This window comes from Citrobacter sp. CK199 (assembly GCF_030333285.1).
Classification (GTDB): domain Bacteria; phylum Pseudomonadota; class Gammaproteobacteria; order Enterobacterales; family Enterobacteriaceae; genus Citrobacter_B; species Citrobacter_B koseri.
This window is the reverse complement of the sequence record NZ_JAOWGF010000024.1, coordinates 422,013-436,999: the sequence shown is the minus strand read 5'-3', so window position 1 is coordinate 436,999 and position 14,987 is coordinate 422,013. Positions and strand designations below refer to the sequence as shown.

Genomic DNA, 14,987 nt, shown 5'->3' with positions numbered 1-14,987 from the left:
AACTAAGTGACTATATAATGAGCAAAACAGAGCTATACGCGGATCTTAACCGCGACTTTCAGGCAGTAATGGCAGGTGAAACCAGTTTTCTCGCTACCCTGGCAAATACCAGCGCGCTGCTGTTTGAGCGCCTTTCGGGCGTCAACTGGGCGGGGTTCTATCTGCTGGAAAACGACACGCTGGTGCTGGGGCCGTTCCAGGGGAAACTCGCCTGTGTGCGGATCCCGGTTGGACGCGGCGTCTGTGGTACGGCGGTCGCGCAGAACCAGGTGCAGCGCATTGAGGACGTTCATGCGTTTGACGGACACATCGCCTGCGATAGCGCCAGCAATGCTGAAATTGTGCTGCCTCTGACGGTAGACAATCAGATAATCGGCGTGCTGGACATTGATAGCACGGTATTTGGCCGCTTTACCGAAGAGGATGAGCAAGGCCTGCGTGAGCTTGTCGCGCGGCTTGAAACCGTGCTTGCAACGACGGATTACAAAAAATTCTTTGCGACCGTTGCAGGATAATCAACGGATAACGTAGCAATTACTGATGGCGTCATTATAATGACGCCTGTTCATGCCTGCGGCTTGTTGGCTACGTCCGTTGTAATCAGGAAATTTCATGGAAAATCAACCTAAGTTGAATAGCAGTAAAGAAGTTATCGCGTTTCTGGCCGAACGTTTTCCACAGTGTTTTAGTGCGGAAGGCGAAGCGCGCCCGCTGAAAATTGGCATTTTTCAGGATCTGGTAGAGCGTGTTGAGGGCGAAATGAACCTCAGCAAGACACAACTTCGTTCCGCTTTACGTCTTTATACTTCAAGCTGGCGTTACCTGTACGGCGTTAAGCCGGGCGCAACGCGTGTCGATCTCGACGGCAACCCTTGCGGTGAGCTGGATGAGCAGCACGTTGAACATGCGCGTAAGCAGCTTGAAGAAGCGAAAGCACGCGTCCAGGCGCAACGTGCGGAACAGCAGGCGAAAAAACGCGAAGCTGCCGCTGCGGCAGGCGAAAAAGAAGACGCTCCGCGCCGTGAGCGTAAACCGCGTCCTGCGCCACGTCGTAAAGAGACGACTCCGCGTACTCCTCGCGCTGAAAAACCGGCGGCTAAAGCACCACGCGCACCACGCGAAGAACAGCATACCCCGGTGTCTGATATTTCAGCGCTGACGGTAGGGCAGTCACTGAAGGTGAAAGCAGGCAACAATGCGATGGATGCCACCGTATTAGAAGTCACCAAAGATGGCGTCCGTGTGCAGCTGAATTCGGGTATGTCTTTGATTGTACGCGCAGAACACCTGGTGTTCTGAAACGGAGGCCAGGCCTGGCATGAACACTTTTTTTAGGCTTACCGCGTTAGCTGGCTTGCTTGCAATAGCAGGCCAGTCCTTCGCCGTCGATGACATTACGCGCGCCGATCAAATTCCCGTTCTGAAGGAAGAAACGCAGCATGCGACCGTGAGTGAGCGCGTGACTTCGCGCTTTACACGTTCCCACTATCGTCAGTTCAACCTGGATCAGGCGTTTTCGGCAAAGATTTTCGATCGCTATCTTAATCTGCTCGACTACAGCCACAATGTGCTGCTGGCGAGTGATGTGGAACAGTTTGCGAAAAGCAAAACTGTCCTCGGCGATGAGCTGCGTACAGGTAAACTGGATGTCTTCTATGACCTCTATAACCTGGCGCAAAAACGCCGTTTCGAACGTTATCAGTACGCGTTAAGCGTGCTGGAACGCCCGATGGATTTCACCGGTAACGACACGTTTAACCTTGACCGCAGCAAAGCGCCCTGGCCGAAAAATGAGGCTGAGCTGAACGCGTTGTGGGATGGCAAGGTGAAATTCGACGAACTTAGCCTGAAGCTGACGGGCAAGAACGATAAAGAAATTCGCGAAACGCTGACGCGTCGTTACAAATCTGCGATTCGCCGTCTGGCGCAAACCAACAGTGAAGACGTGTTCTCACTGGCGATGACCGCATTTGCGCGCGAAATCGACCCGCATACCAACTACCTTTCTCCGCGAAATACCGAACAGTTCAATACTGAAATGAGCCTGTCTCTGGAAGGTATCGGCGCGGTTCTGCAAATGGACGATGACTACACGGTCATCAACTCGATGGTTGCCGGCGGCCCGGCGGCGAAAAGCAAGGCGATAAGCGTAGGCGATCGCATTGTAGGCGTAGGCCAGACGGGGAAAGGAATGGTTGATGTGATCGGCTGGCGTCTTGATGATGTGGTGGCGCTGATCAAAGGGCCAAAAGGCAGCAAAGTTCGTCTTGAAATTCTGCCTGCCGGTAAGGGCACGAAAACGCGAACCATTACGCTGACGCGCGAACGCATTCGTCTTGAAGACCGCGCTGTTAAAATGACGGTGAAAACGGTCGGTAAAGAGAAAGTTGGCGTGCTGGATATCCCGGGGTTCTATGTGGGGCTGACGGATGACGTCAAAGTCCAGCTACAGAAACTGGAAAAACAGAACGTGAGCAGCATTGTTATCGATCTGCGCACCAACGGCGGCGGCGCGCTGACCGAAGCGGTTTCGCTGTCCGGTCTGTTTATCCCGTCTGGCCCGGTTGTTCAGGTTCGTGACAACAACGGTAAAGTGCGTGAAGACGCCGATACCGATGGCGTGGTGTATTACAAAGGCCCGCTGGTGGTACTGGTCGATCGCTTCAGCGCATCCGCGTCGGAGATTTTTGCCGCAGCGATGCAGGATTACGGGCGCGCATTGATTGTCGGTGAACCGACTTTCGGTAAAGGCACCGTACAGCAGTACCGCTCCCTGAACCGTATTTATGATCAGATGCTGCGTCCTGAATGGCCTGCGCTGGGCTCCGTGCAGTACACCATTCAGAAATTCTACCGTGTTAACGGCGGCAGCACGCAGCGTAAAGGCGTCACGCCGGATATCGTCATGCCGACGGGGAATGAAGAGACGGAAACCGGCGAGAAGTTTGAAGACAACGCCTTGCCGTGGGACAGCATTGATGCGGCAACGTACGTGAAGTCAGATGATTTAACGCCGTTTGGCCCGGAACTGCTGAAAGAGCATAACGCGCGCATTGCGAACGATCCTGAGTTCCAGTACATCCTGAAGGACATTGCCCGTTTTAACGCGATGAAAGATAAGCGTAATATCGCTTCTCTCAATTTCGCCCAGCGCGAAAAAGAGAATAACGAAGACGATGCCCTGCGTCTGGCGCGTATCAACGATCGGTTTAAACGTGAAGGCAAGCCGCTTCTGAAGAAACTGGACGATCTGCCGAAGGATTATAAAGAGCCGGATCCGTATCTGGATGAAACGGTACGGATAGCGCTGGATCTGGCGCATCTTGAGAAAGAGAAGCCCGCGGAGCAACCCGCAACCAGCAAATAGCGTCAAGCAGGCACAAGAAATTGTGCCTGTTTTTTTAACAAGCGCATTAAGCCGTCAGTCTTATGCAACAAAATGTAAAGTTGTGTCTTTCTGGTGACTTACCGCCCGCAGATGCTTGAAAATAGCCACAAGACCCATACGATGTGGGTATCGCATAGTGCGTTTTGTTAAGTTGAGGTTAAAAGAAAATTATGATGCGAATCGCGCTCTTCCTGCTGACGAACCTGGCCGTGATGGTCGTTTTCGGGCTGGTGCTGAGCCTGACAGGGATACAGTCAAGCAGCGTACAAGGCTTGCTGATTATGGCGCTGCTGTTTGGTTTTGGTGGTTCCTTCATTTCGCTGCTGATGTCCAAATGGATGGCGTTAAAGTCCGTGGGTGGGGAAGTCATTGAGCAACCGCGTAATGAAAGAGAACGCTGGCTGATGAACACGGTGGCGACGCAGGCGCGTCAGGCCGGAATCGCTATGCCGCAGGTGGCTATCTATCATGCGCCGGATATCAACGCGTTTGCGACTGGCGCGCGCCGTGATGCATCGCTGGTTGCGGTGAGCACCGGCTTGCTGCAAAACATGAGCCCGGATGAAGCCGAAGCCGTTATCGCGCATGAGATCAGCCACATCGCTAATGGCGATATGGTCACCATGACGCTGATTCAGGGGGTTGTGAACACCTTTGTGATCTTCATCTCGCGTATTATCGCGCAGATCGCCGCGGGCTTCCTCGGTGGAAACCGTGATGAGGGTGAAAGCAGCAACGGCAACCCAATGATCTATTTCGCGGTGGCGATGGTTCTTGAACTGGTGTTCGGAATACTGGCAAGCATTATCACCATGTGGTTCTCACGTCACCGTGAATTCCATGCGGACGCCGGTTCTGCGAAGCTTGTCGGCCGTGAAAAGATGATTGCCGCGTTGCAGCGCCTGAAAACCAGCTATGAGCCGCAGGAAGCCAACAGCATGATGGCGTTCTGCATCAACGGCAAGTCGAAGTCACTGAGCGAGTTGTTCATGACTCACCCGCCGCTGGATAAGCGTATTGAAGCGCTGCGTAGCGGCGAGTACCTGAAGTAAGGCGGTATGCCTGGCATTCTAAAAAAGCGCATCAGATGATGCGCTTTTTTTTACGCTACGGAACGGGGTTGAGTGATGCGCAAACCGCTGATAATGGCGGCTACGGTCGCCAGGATGCCCGCCGTCATCAGGGAAATATGCGTACCGTTGTCCGCAAACTGATTCAACATGAGCGCAACCAGCGCCGCGCCGGTACTCTGGCCCAGAAGACGCGCCGTGCCCAGCATTCCGCTGGCCCCTCCGCTGCGATCGCGTGGCGCAGAGGTGATAATCGTGTGGTTATTGGGCGACTGGAATAAGCCAAAACCGGCTCCGCAAAGGATCATCGGCCAGATGATACTGATATCTGACGGCGAGGCTGGCAGCAGCATCAGCGCAAAAAGTCCTGTGGCCATAATTATCAGTCCTGACGCGCCCAGCAGCCCGGCATGAACCCGTTCAATTAAATAGCCTGCCAGCGGCGCCATCACCATTGTCGCCAGCGGCCAGGGCGTCAGCAATAACCCGGTCTCGACTTCGCTACGCCCCAATACCGTTTGCAGATAGAAGGGAAGGGAAACCATCGCCAGCATCTGCGCGCAGAAAGAGCAAATACTGGTGCAGATCGACAGAGAAAAGAGCGGAATACGCAGTAAGTCAATCGGTAACAAAGGCACCGGGAGTGAGAGCTGGCGGCGAATGAAGAAGAAACCGACGACAAGCATAACCGCCAGTTCTGCGCCAATCAGCGTTAAAGGTTGCCCCTGTGCAAATCCGCTGAGAGCGGTGATCAGCAAGCCGAAGGTTAAGGCGTTCATCACTGCGCTGGGCAAGTCGAATCGTGGTTTGGCGCTGCGAGCGCTGTTTGGGGGTAAGAAACGCATAGCCAGCAGTAATGCGATAATGCCTAACGGAACGTTAATCAGGAACAGCCATTTCCATGACGCTATCGACAGGATTGCTGCCGCAATGGTCGGCCCCGCAGCCGAAGACACCGCGACAATGAAGGAGTTGATGCCCATTCCGCGCCCAAGGTGGCGTTGCGGATAGATAAGCCGGATCAGCGCCGTGTTCACGCTCATCAGCGCGGCGCCGCCAAACCCCTGCGCGACGCGCGCAAGCGTCAGCATTTCCAGGGAGTCCGACAGCGCGCAGAACAGCGACGAAAACAGGAAAATGACCAGACCGTATTTATAGATGCGTCGATAGCCGAACATGTCTCCCAGAAATGAGAGCGATAAGAGAGAAACCACGATCGCGATTTGGTAGGCGTTAACAACCCAGATCGACCGGGCGGCGGACGCCTGGAGATCGGTTGCAATGGTAGGGAGCGCGACATTCGCGATTGCGCCATCCAGCACGGCCATCGAGATACCAATAATGATGGTTAAAATGGCGCCGTAACGCTGGGGTAATGGCAGGCCATCGGCCTGGATTTTGTCCATAGAGAGTCAATGTCTTTCGGGGGATTATGATCAGAGTAATGATTTTAGCATTGATATCGCGGGGTTATGTCGCAGATTTGTAACTAAGTAAGCAAAGATGGATTGCGACCGCCATGACGTGAAATTATAATAAAAACCGGTTCTGATTTTTATAAAACACTCGCAATGAGGTGATAAATGGCTATCGCAGATCTGGATAAACAACCTGATTCTGTTTCTTCTGTGCTGAAGGTTTTTGGCATTCTGCAAGCGCTGGGTGAAGAGCGCGAAATAGGGATCACCGAGCTGTCGCAACGTGTCATGATGTCAAAAAGCACCGTTTATCGCTTTTTACAAACGATGAAAACGCTGGGTTATGTCGCGCAGGAAGGTGAATCTGAAAAATATTCGCTGACCCTGAAATTGTTTGAGCTGGGCGCCCGTGCGCTGCAAAACGTTGATCTGATCCGTAGCGCTGATATTCAGATGCGTGAAATTTCCCGCCTGACCAAAGAGACAATTCACCTCGGTGCGCTGGATGAAGACAGCATTGTCTACATTCATAAAATCGACTCCATGTACAATTTGCGCATGTATTCCCGCATTGGCCGCCGTAACCCGCTGTACAGCACCGCAATCGGTAAAGTGCTGCTGGCATGGCGCGACCGTGATGAAGTCAAACAGATACTGGATGGCGTGGAGTACAAACGTAGCACCGCGCGCACGATTACCAGCACCGAGGCGTTACTGCCGATGCTGGATCAGGTGCGCGAGCAGGGGTACGGCGAAGATAACGAAGAGCAGGAAGAAGGTCTGCGCTGTATTGGCGTGCCGGTGTTCGACCGTTTTGGCGTGGTGATCGCCGGTCTGAGCATTTCGTTCCCGACGCTGCGTTTCTCCGAAGAACGTCTGCATGAGTATGTCGCTATGCTGCACACGGCAGCGCGTAAAATCTCTGAGCAGATGGGTTACAACGACTATCCATTCTGAGGTGAGCGTGCCCTGAGGCGTTCAGAAGCCAGCCGGTAGAAGATACCTGCTGGCTTTTTTATTGCCCTGAAAAGGGGCGGGAGAGAGGTTTCTCCTGCTAAAAAACGCATTAAAAAGGCATAACCACGTTATGCCTGATATTTATGCAGATGAATGAATGTGATGCCAGATTAGCCGTTATCGACCACCACGGCGCTTTTTCTGAATACAGGACAGTCTGACAGACCAATGATGCCGCTGTCAGTATGGACATATTGCGCTGTACTGGTGCCGCGAGCGGTCAGATATTGACATTGCAGACCCAGACCGGCGGCGTTCTCCTTGCTGCCAATCAGAACCCCATAGCCACTGAGCAATAAACCAATCCATACCAGAGCAATCAAAACAATCGCGCGAATGATCAAACGCATTACTACCTCTTTTCTTTTTTTGGTTAGAATAAGGGTAGCCTGAACGCCCACTGAAACAAGTGTATCATTCCTAAAAGTATATAATGTCGCTCCAGTTAGTTCCGGTTTAGATAACGCGTGGTAATTTGATGGCATAAGATGTGGATGCGGAGAGCGGAGTGAAAAAGTTTCGGTGGGTAATCCTGATTATTGTTGCGTTGGTATGTCTGCTGCTGTGGGCGCAGGTGTTCAACATAATGTGCGATCAGGATGTACAATTTTTCAACGGAATTTGTGCCATCAATAAATTTATCCCCTGGTGATAGCATTTTTACAACAGTTGATTACCTTCCCGTGTAGCAGTGGTAAAATACGGCGTCTACATTGAGGTGGTAACATGAACGAAGTTCTGAATTCTGGCGTACTGACTTTTACGTCTTTGATTGTATCGGTGGTGGTTCTGATTGTCGGGCTGGTCCTGTGGTTTTTTGTGAACCGGGCAAGTTCAAGAACAAATGAGCAGATTGAGCTGCTTGAAGCGCTGCTGGATCAGCAAAAGCGGCAAAATGCCTTGCTACGCCGTCTGTGCGAAGCTAACGAGCCTGAAAAAGTCGCTGAGGCCGAGTCTGAAGCGAAACCTCAGGAAGAGGATGACGATATCATCCGTCTGGTCGCTGAACGGTAACGACAAGCAGAGACAGGATGCGCGTCTGCCAGCCATTCCTTCAGGCAGGCCCATCCTGTTTTCATTAATGTAACCCTGTGTATACCAGGTCTGTTATTTCATTGATCATTTAATGCTTTAACTTAATCTCTCCTTAAATATATTTATCCATACGCTAATAATGTGATTATGTCGCTTTTGTGATAGCGATCGTTTTTATTAATAGCGAAACGTTTCTCTCACTTTTTTTGTGCATTGTCATCATTCTTTCATTATTTTGGTGCACAACCAAAGCACGTATTGGCTATCAGTGAAACGGATGAAAAATGGTCGAATACTTCGCATTTTTAAACAATATTGGTTTTTTTGCGTTGTGACAATTTATGCATTACAAAGCATAAAAAGTGATATCTGTTTACCGTATCGATAAGATCAACGCATGACCTGGAACAACCGAAGTTATTGAGCTATGGTAGAAAAGCCGCTGTACGGGCGTAAGCCTGTCGAAAGGCGCCTGGAGAAGCGAGAATATATCGTCGGGAACTGTGCCGCATAACTGTGCAGTTGATCTTTGATATCTCTCTGGATTTGTGCGACTGATCGAGACACGTTTAAAAATGGCTTGCCATAATTAACGTTGTATGTGATAACACGTTTTGGGTTAAACGAGGTACAGTTCTGTTTATGTGTGGCATTTTCAGTAAAGAAGTCCTGAGTAAACACGTTGACGTTGAATACCGCTTCTCTGCCGAACCTTATATTAGTGCCTCAAGCAGTAATGTCTCAGTTTTATCTATGTTATGCCTGCGGGCGAAGAAAACACTCTAAGGAATTTTGCAAATGGCAAAGATTAAAGGTCAAGTTAAGTGGTTCAACGAGTCTAAAGGTTTTGGCTTCATTACTCCGGCTGATGGCAGCAAAGATGTGTTCGTACACTTCTCCGCTATCCAGGGTAACGGCTTCAAAACCCTGGCTGAAGGCCAGAACGTTGAGTTCGAAATTCAGGACGGCCAGAAAGGTCCGGCTGCTGTTAACGTAACAGCTATCTGATCGACACCACTGATTTGAAGCGCCAAGGCGCATCAACCTCAGATATAAAGCCTCGCCAGTGCGGGGCTTTTTAATTCAGGTTCCTTCAAAATATTTCTGAATACACTTCTGTTAGCGCTTTGTTGCAAAGCCGCGATGTTCGTAGCATTGTTTTTCCCGCTTTCCCTCGTCAATTCCCGTTAAATCAATCACCTGAAAAACGACCTTGCTGGAGACCAGGTGAAAAAGAAAAGCGACGGCGCCGTGCGTAATTTTGCTCCCATCCGTTTTGCTCTGCTGTGCGTGGCGATTTTGCTGAGCATGGGGTTATTGCTGGGACGCGTGGCGTGGTTACAGATCATCACGCCGACAAATCTGGTTAAACAAGAGGACAGGCGTTCGTTACGTGAGGTCACCACGGCGTCGCCACGCGGCATGATTACCGACAGAGAAGGGCGTCCGTTAGCCATTAGCGTGCCGGTCAATGCGGTCTGGGCCGACCCGAAGACGATCGTCAGTAAAGGCGGCGTGGGGTATAACCAACGCTGGCAGGCGCTGGCGCAGACGCTGCATCTTTCACTGGCTACGCTGGCTGAGCGGGTAAACAGCAATCCTGCCGGGCGGTTTATCTATCTGGCGCGCCAGATTTCGCCGCAGCAGGCCGAATGGATCGATAAGCTCAATCTTCCTGGCATTAACCTGCGTGAAGAGTCCCGGCGTTTTTATCCGGCAGGGCATGTGGCGGCTAACCTGATTGGCTTTACCAACATTGACGGGCAGGGGATTGAGGGGATTGAGAAAAGTTTTAATGCCCAACTGACGGGGAAACCCGGTTCCCGCCTTGTTCGCAAAGATAAGTTTGGTCATGTCATCGAGAACATAACCGAAACAAATCCTGTGCCGGCGCATGAGCTTCAGCTCAGTATTGATGAACGCCTACAGACAGTGACGGAGGATGCGCTGGATAACGCCGTCACCTGGAACAAAGCGGAGTCCGGCGCGGCGGTACTGGTCAACATCGCGACGGGGGAAATTCTGTCGATGGCGAGCTTCCCGGACTTTAATCCGAATAACCGGGAAGGCGCCGTGCTGGATGATTTTCGCAATCGTGCCATCAGCGATACCTTTGAACCGGGTTCCACGGTCAAGCCGCTGGTGATCATGACGGCGCTTCAGCAGGGCATTGTCCAGCCCGACAGCGTGATTGATACGCATCCGTTCAATCTTGACGGCCACCGGATTCGTGACGTGGGGTATTACCCGGAGCTGAGTTTGACCGGAATCCTGCAAAAATCGAGTGATACCGGCGTGTCGCGTCTCTCGCTCGCTATGCCGGTTCAACGACTGCTGGATACGTATAAAGGCTTTGGCTTTGGGCAGTCTACGGGACTGGGACTCACCGGGGAGAGCAGCGGCTTACTGCCGCAGCGTCGTTACTGGAGCGATCTGGATCGGGCGACGTTTGCCTTCGGGTATGGTCTGATGGTGACGCCGCTCCAGCTGGCGCACGTATATGCCACCATCGGCAGTTTTGGTATCTACCGGCCGCTTTCCATTACGCGTATTGATCCGCCCGTTGTGGGGACGCGTGTGATGCCCGCCGAACTGGTGCATCAGGTTGAGCATATGATGGAGAGCGTCGCGCTCCCCGGCGGGGGAGGAACCAAAGCCGCAGTCAGAGATTATCGCGTGGCGGTAAAAACCGGTACGGCGAAGAAAATCGGCGATGACGGTAAGTATGTCGATAAATACGTGGCCTATACGGCGGGCGTGGCTCCGGCCAGCGATCCGCAGTTTGCGCTGGTGGTTGTGATTAACAATCCGCAAAACGGATCTTACTATGGCGGCGCGGTGTCGGCGCCGGTGTTCAGCCAGATTATGGGCGATGTTCTGCGCCTGGAAAACGTTAAACCGGACGGTATGCCCGCCGACTCCGACCACCTGTTAGTGATGCACGGCAACCGCCTGTCGTCCCCCTCGCTGTAAGTTATTTTCCCGGGGCGCAATTCGCGTTACACTTGCGCCCTAAAATTACCGGCCGGAGTTGTCATGTCGTTTTCTTGTCCCCTTTGTCATCAGCCACTTGCGCAGGTGAAAAACAGTTTTATCTGCCCACAACGGCATCAGTTTGATGTGGCGAAAGAGGGATACGTCAACCTGTTGCCCGTGCAGCATAAACGGTCACGGGATCCGGGCGACAGCGCCGAAATGATGCAGGCGCGCCGGGCATTCCTTGATGCCGGGCATTATCAGCCGTTACGCGATGCCATCGTCAGGATACTTGCCGAACGGCTGGACGAGAATGCAACGTCGATTCTGGATATCGGCTGCGGTGAAGGGTATTACACGCATGCCTTCGCCGAAACGCTGACGTCAGGCACCACATTTGGTCTGGATGTCGCGAAAGTCGCCATTAAAGCGGCGGCGAAACGTTATCCGCAGGTGACGTTTTGTGTGGCGTCAAGCCATCGTCTGCCTTTCGCCGACGCCTCTATGGATGCGATTGTCAGGATTTATGCCCCCTGTAAGGCTGAAGAGTTAGCGCGAGTGGTAAAACCGGGTGGTTGGGTAATTACCGTTACGCCGGGGCCGCGCCATCTGATGGCGCTAAAAGGGCTGATCTATGATGAAGTGCGCTTACATGCCCCGCATACTGAGCAGCTTGAAGGGTTTACGTTGCAGCAAAGCATGGCGTTAGGGTATGAGATGCGGTTGCGCGGTAATGAGGCCGTTGCTTTGCTCCAGATGACGCCTTTCGCCTGGCGTGCAAAACCTGACGTATGGGAGCGGCTGGCGGCTTGCCAGCAGTTTGATTGCCAGACGGATTTCAGCCTTCACATCTGGCAACGTGAGCGTTAACCGTGGAAGTGTGTCCAGAGGATCTGGGCGCCGATACCGATAAGTACAGCCCCGCCAAGAATTTCCGCCCGTTTGCCGAGCAGCGGGCCGATAAAGCGCCCCACCATAATGCCCAGCGTGGACATGATTAACGTGGCACAGCCGATAGCCAGCGCGGTCGCAATAATGTTCACCTGCAAGAACGCCAGACCGACGCCAACGGCCATTGCATCCAGGCTGGTGGCGATAGCGGTAGTGACCAGCAGCCAAAAACTGTGGCGGCGTAACGGCTCGTCATCTTCGTCATTACCGCCACGAACGCCTTCGATAATCATACGAATCCCCAGAAACACCAGCAGGATGAACGCAACCCAGTGATTCCATTCCAGTACGAATTTACTGGCCAGCATACCCAGCCCCCAGCCGATCAGCGGGGTGAGCGTTTCAACCGCGCCGAAAATAAGGCCGGTGCGCAGGGCTTCGGAGAATTTAGGTTTGTGTAGCGTGGCGCCTTTACCAATCGATGCCGCGAAAGCATCCATTGACATGCCGAAAGCGAGAAGAACAGTTGCGGTGATATTCATAACAGCGTCCTGACCGGGGTTCCATAAAACACATCACTGCCCCCAGCGAACATGCATACCTGAACATGGCGTTCATAAGCTATGCATAGCAGTTGATGTGCATATGGTCTCGCCTGACTGAAAATAGAGTGATATCAGTCCGTACGCGCCACGTTTTTCAACGAGTATGTTGACACGTACATTTCCTGAGTCTGGAAATCGGCTACTCCCCAAATGACGGCGCAACATTAACATATTTTGAGAATATAAAACAACAATGGCGAAATATTATTTGACTTCTAATTGAAAACGATTTTCATTTAGATTTAATTATCAATAAAACGTTAAAATAAATAACAAATCAGGCGGGATGAATATAGCCTTAGCTATGTTTTTTTATTCGCGAATATACTTAAAACATAGTTCAGGCTATATCTGTAACTCATTGAGATGAAACAAGAAGCTTATATATTCTTTCCAGATCGTCGATATTTTGTACGCGAATAAGCAGGCGCCGTTGTTCTAATTGCATCACCAGTACGCCATCTTCCGATAAATTCATCTCTTTAATACGGTTATATTCTATCCAGACATTGGCGAAGAAAAAACCTTTCTGTTTGAAGATGATCCTGGGGGCGCGAACCCAAAAAATATAAAACCCCATCAGCGCCAGTGCACATAATAACCATGTGGTAATTTGCGCGCCGTGACTGGTAACGTTGTTGTAGATAAGAATGGCGACCAGGCCGACGAAGATAACGCTATCAACACGACCACGACGCAGCAGAGGCACTGCAAGCAGAGTGGGGCCGTTACGGCGGGGCATGATGAACTGATCGTAAATGGCGTAAGCCAGTAACGCGACAATAAAAAGAACCAGCACCAGGTCCGTGACAGTCATTAATCCTCCAGATAAAAAAACCGGGGCCAAAGGGCCCCGGTAGTGTACAACAGAATTACAGACCCAGCAGGCCGCAAGCGTAACCGGCGATACCGATGACGAAGAAGCCAACGATGATCCACAGCGGGTTCACTTTCTTACGCAACAGCCACATACAGGCGAAGGTCAGCAGCAGCGGAACCAGACCCGGCATCAACTGATCGAGAATGGTCTGCACGGTGGTGACGTTTTCTTTACCCGTCTGGTCAGTGATGCGTGATACCACCAGCGGAATATTGACGTGCGTCCACTTGTTAACCAGCGCTCCCATGACAAACAGGCCGAGGATTGACGCCCCCTCAGTCAGTTTTTGCAGGAAGCCGCCGCCCATATCCTTAACGATATCGACGCCTTTACGGTAGCCGTAAGCCACACCGTAGTAACGGGTCGCCAGACGCACCAGGTTAAACAGAATAAAGAACAGCAACGGCCCCAGCAGGCTGCCGCTCATCGCGATACCCGCGCCCAGCGCGGCGAATACCGGACGAACCGTACCCCAGAAGATAGGGTCGCCCACGCCTGCCAGCGGCCCCATCAGACCAACTTTGATACCGTTGATGGCACCATCGTCGATCTCCGCGCCGTTGGCGCGCTGTTCTTCCATCGCCAGCGTAACGCCCAGTACCGGAGCGGCAACGTAAGGATGGGTGTTGAAGAACTCCAGGTGACGTCTGATCGCCTGTTTACGCGCGTCGTTGTTTTCCGGGTACAGGCGTTTGATCGCCGGCACCATGGAGAAGCAGAAGCCCAGCGCCTGCATACGTTCGAAGTTCCATGACCCCTGGAACAGGTTAGAACGGATGAACACGCCACGAATATCACTCGGAGTGAGTTTTTTCTCAGTGGTAGTTTTAGTCATATCAACCATTTCGTTCACCTGTTAGTCCAGTTCGTTATCGAGATCGTTGTTACCAGCAGCCTGAGCTGGCGCACCGGCTACGCGGTTATATTTCGGGCTCAGCTGGATGTAGAGGATGGCCATTACCGCGCCAATTACGCCCAGAGCAACCAGGTTGAAGTTAGTGAATGCCGCAGTGACGAAGCCGAGGTAGAAGAACGGCATCAGATAGCCCGCGCGCATCATGTTGATGACCATTGCGTAACCGACAACCACGATCATGCCGCCGGCGATGTTCAGACCGCTGGTCACGACTTCCGGGATCGCATTCAGCATGCCCTGAACTTCACTGGTGCCGACAGAAATCGCCACGATAACCGCCGGAATCGCGATACGCATTGCCTGTAGGAACAGGGAGGATACGTGGATCCAGGACAGCGCCGTCAGGTTGCCGCTATCGGCCGCTTTATCCGCCGCGTGCTGGAATGCCACGGTGATGGTACGTACGATGATGGTCAGCACCTGACCTGCGGCCGCCAGTGGAATCGCCAGCGCGATACCTGCGCCAATGCCTTGATGACCGGCGATAACCAGTACGGTTGAAATAATGGAAGCCAGCGCGGCATCAGGCGCAACGGCAGCACCGATGTTCATCCAGCCAAGCGCGATCATTTCCAGGGTACCACCGATGATAATACCGGTTTTCATGTCCCCAAGAACGGCACCGATTAGCGTACAGGCCACCAATGGACGGTGGAACTGAAATTCATCAAGTACCGACTCCATACCCGCGATACATGCGACGATGAACACCAGCACAATCTGAAGAGTGGTAATCTCCATTGTACTTCTCCTATTGCTATACAGACTTAAGTGTGAATGCTAATTAAATG

At 52.2% G+C, this 14,987-nt stretch carries 17 protein-coding genes; 11 read left to right on the top strand and 6 right to left on the bottom strand.

The annotated features are described in order from the left end of the window. Positions 1-17: 17 nt before the first annotated feature. The 4 genes from msrC (at position 18) to htpX (ending at position 4,440) form a co-directional block, all read left to right on the top strand. Positions 18-515: a free L-methionine (R)-S-oxide reductase MsrC gene (msrC, locus tag OGX75_RS06110; protein ID WP_012132036.1), complete on the top strand. Its 498-nt coding sequence runs from the start codon at positions 18-20 to the stop codon at positions 513-515. A 97-nt stretch (positions 516-612) separates the two neighbouring features. Then, entirely contained in the window at positions 613-1,299 is a 687-nt protein-coding gene (gene proQ / locus OGX75_RS06105; RefSeq protein WP_012132037.1) for an RNA chaperone ProQ, read from the top strand. 19 nt (positions 1,300-1,318) lie between these two features. Beyond that, entirely contained in the window at positions 1,319-3,367 is a 2,049-nt protein-coding gene (gene prc / locus OGX75_RS06100) for a carboxy terminal-processing peptidase (protein WP_012132038.1), read from the top strand. Between the two features lie 191 nt (positions 3,368-3,558). Beyond that, complete coding sequence (gene htpX / locus OGX75_RS06095; RefSeq protein ID WP_012132039.1) at positions 3,559-4,440, top strand: protease HtpX; 882 nt, start codon at positions 3,559-3,561, stop codon at positions 4,438-4,440. Positions 4,441-4,490: 50 nt separating this feature from the next. On the opposite strand, the gene OGX75_RS06090 is transcribed toward htpX, so the two are convergent. Further along, complete coding sequence (locus OGX75_RS06090) at positions 4,491-5,864, bottom strand: MFS transporter (protein WP_047463223.1); 1,374 nt, start codon at positions 5,862-5,864, stop codon at positions 4,491-4,493. A 177-nt stretch (positions 5,865-6,041) separates the two neighbouring features. On the opposite strand from OGX75_RS06090, the gene kdgR reads away from it, so the two are divergent. After that, positions 6,042-6,833 carry a DNA-binding transcriptional regulator KdgR gene (gene kdgR / locus OGX75_RS06085; protein ID WP_012132042.1) on the top strand — a complete coding sequence of 264 codons (792 nt, stop codon included), beginning with the start codon at positions 6,042-6,044 and terminating at the stop codon, positions 6,831-6,833. Between the two features lie 170 nt (positions 6,834-7,003). Here kdgR and OGX75_RS06080 read toward each other — a convergent pair whose 3' ends face one another. Then, on the bottom strand, positions 7,004-7,243 hold the full coding sequence (locus tag OGX75_RS06080) for a YobH family protein (protein WP_024130264.1): 240 nt from the start codon (positions 7,241-7,243) through the stop codon (positions 7,004-7,006). 158 nt (positions 7,244-7,401) lie between these two features. On the opposite strand from OGX75_RS06080, the gene mgrB reads away from it, so the two are divergent. The 6 genes from mgrB (at position 7,402) to rlmA (ending at position 11,774) form a co-directional block, all read left to right on the top strand. Beyond that, positions 7,402-7,545 (top strand): PhoP/PhoQ regulatory lipoprotein MgrB, encoded by a 144-nt coding sequence (mgrB, locus tag OGX75_RS06075; RefSeq protein WP_024130265.1) that lies wholly within the window; start codon positions 7,402-7,404, stop codon positions 7,543-7,545. A 74-nt stretch (positions 7,546-7,619) separates the two neighbouring features. Then, positions 7,620-7,907, top strand: coding sequence for a YebO family protein (locus OGX75_RS06070; protein WP_012132046.1), 288 nt, complete (start codon positions 7,620-7,622; stop codon positions 7,905-7,907). A 663-nt stretch (positions 7,908-8,570) separates the two neighbouring features. Further along, the gene (locus OGX75_RS06065; protein ID WP_001537930.1) at positions 8,571-8,714 is read left to right on the top strand and encodes a DUF2627 domain-containing protein; all 144 of its coding nucleotides are present in this window, start codon (positions 8,571-8,573) and stop codon (positions 8,712-8,714) included. A gap of 12 nt (positions 8,715-8,726) precedes the next feature. Next, on the top strand, positions 8,727-8,936 hold the full coding sequence (cspE, locus tag OGX75_RS06060; RefSeq protein ID WP_001062678.1) for a transcription antiterminator/RNA stability regulator CspE: 210 nt from the start codon (positions 8,727-8,729) through the stop codon (positions 8,934-8,936). A gap of 219 nt (positions 8,937-9,155) precedes the next feature. Beyond that, on the top strand, positions 9,156-10,901 hold the full coding sequence (ftsI2, locus tag OGX75_RS06055) for a peptidoglycan DD-transpeptidase FtsI2/PBP3(PARA) (protein ID WP_286451257.1): 1,746 nt from the start codon (positions 9,156-9,158) through the stop codon (positions 10,899-10,901). 63 nt (positions 10,902-10,964) lie between these two features. After that, positions 10,965-11,774, top strand: a complete 810-nt coding sequence (gene rlmA, locus OGX75_RS06050; RefSeq protein ID WP_114847800.1) for a 23S rRNA (guanine(745)-N(1))-methyltransferase — start codon at positions 10,965-10,967, stop codon at positions 11,772-11,774. On the opposite strand, the gene mntP is transcribed toward rlmA, so the two are convergent. From mntP to manY, 4 genes are all read right to left on the bottom strand, one after another. Next, a complete protein-coding gene (gene mntP, locus OGX75_RS06045; protein WP_012132050.1) occupies positions 11,771-12,337 on the bottom strand; it encodes a manganese efflux pump MntP in 567 nt (188 codons plus the stop codon). The two genes, rlmA and mntP, sit on opposite strands and share 4 nt — an antisense overlap. 421 nt (positions 12,338-12,758) lie before the next feature. Next, on the bottom strand, positions 12,759-13,217 hold the full coding sequence (locus OGX75_RS06040) for a DUF986 family protein (protein ID WP_112002005.1): 459 nt from the start codon (positions 13,215-13,217) through the stop codon (positions 12,759-12,761). Positions 13,218-13,272: 55 nt separating this feature from the next. Next, on the bottom strand, positions 13,273-14,124 hold the full coding sequence (gene manZ, locus OGX75_RS06035; protein WP_012132053.1) for a PTS mannose transporter subunit IID: 852 nt from the start codon (positions 14,122-14,124) through the stop codon (positions 13,273-13,275). A gap of 12 nt (positions 14,125-14,136) precedes the next feature. Continuing rightward, positions 14,137-14,937 (bottom strand): PTS mannose transporter subunit IIC, encoded by an 801-nt coding sequence (manY, locus tag OGX75_RS06030; protein ID WP_012132054.1) that lies wholly within the window; start codon positions 14,935-14,937, stop codon positions 14,137-14,139. Positions 14,938-14,987 lie beyond the last annotated feature (50 nt).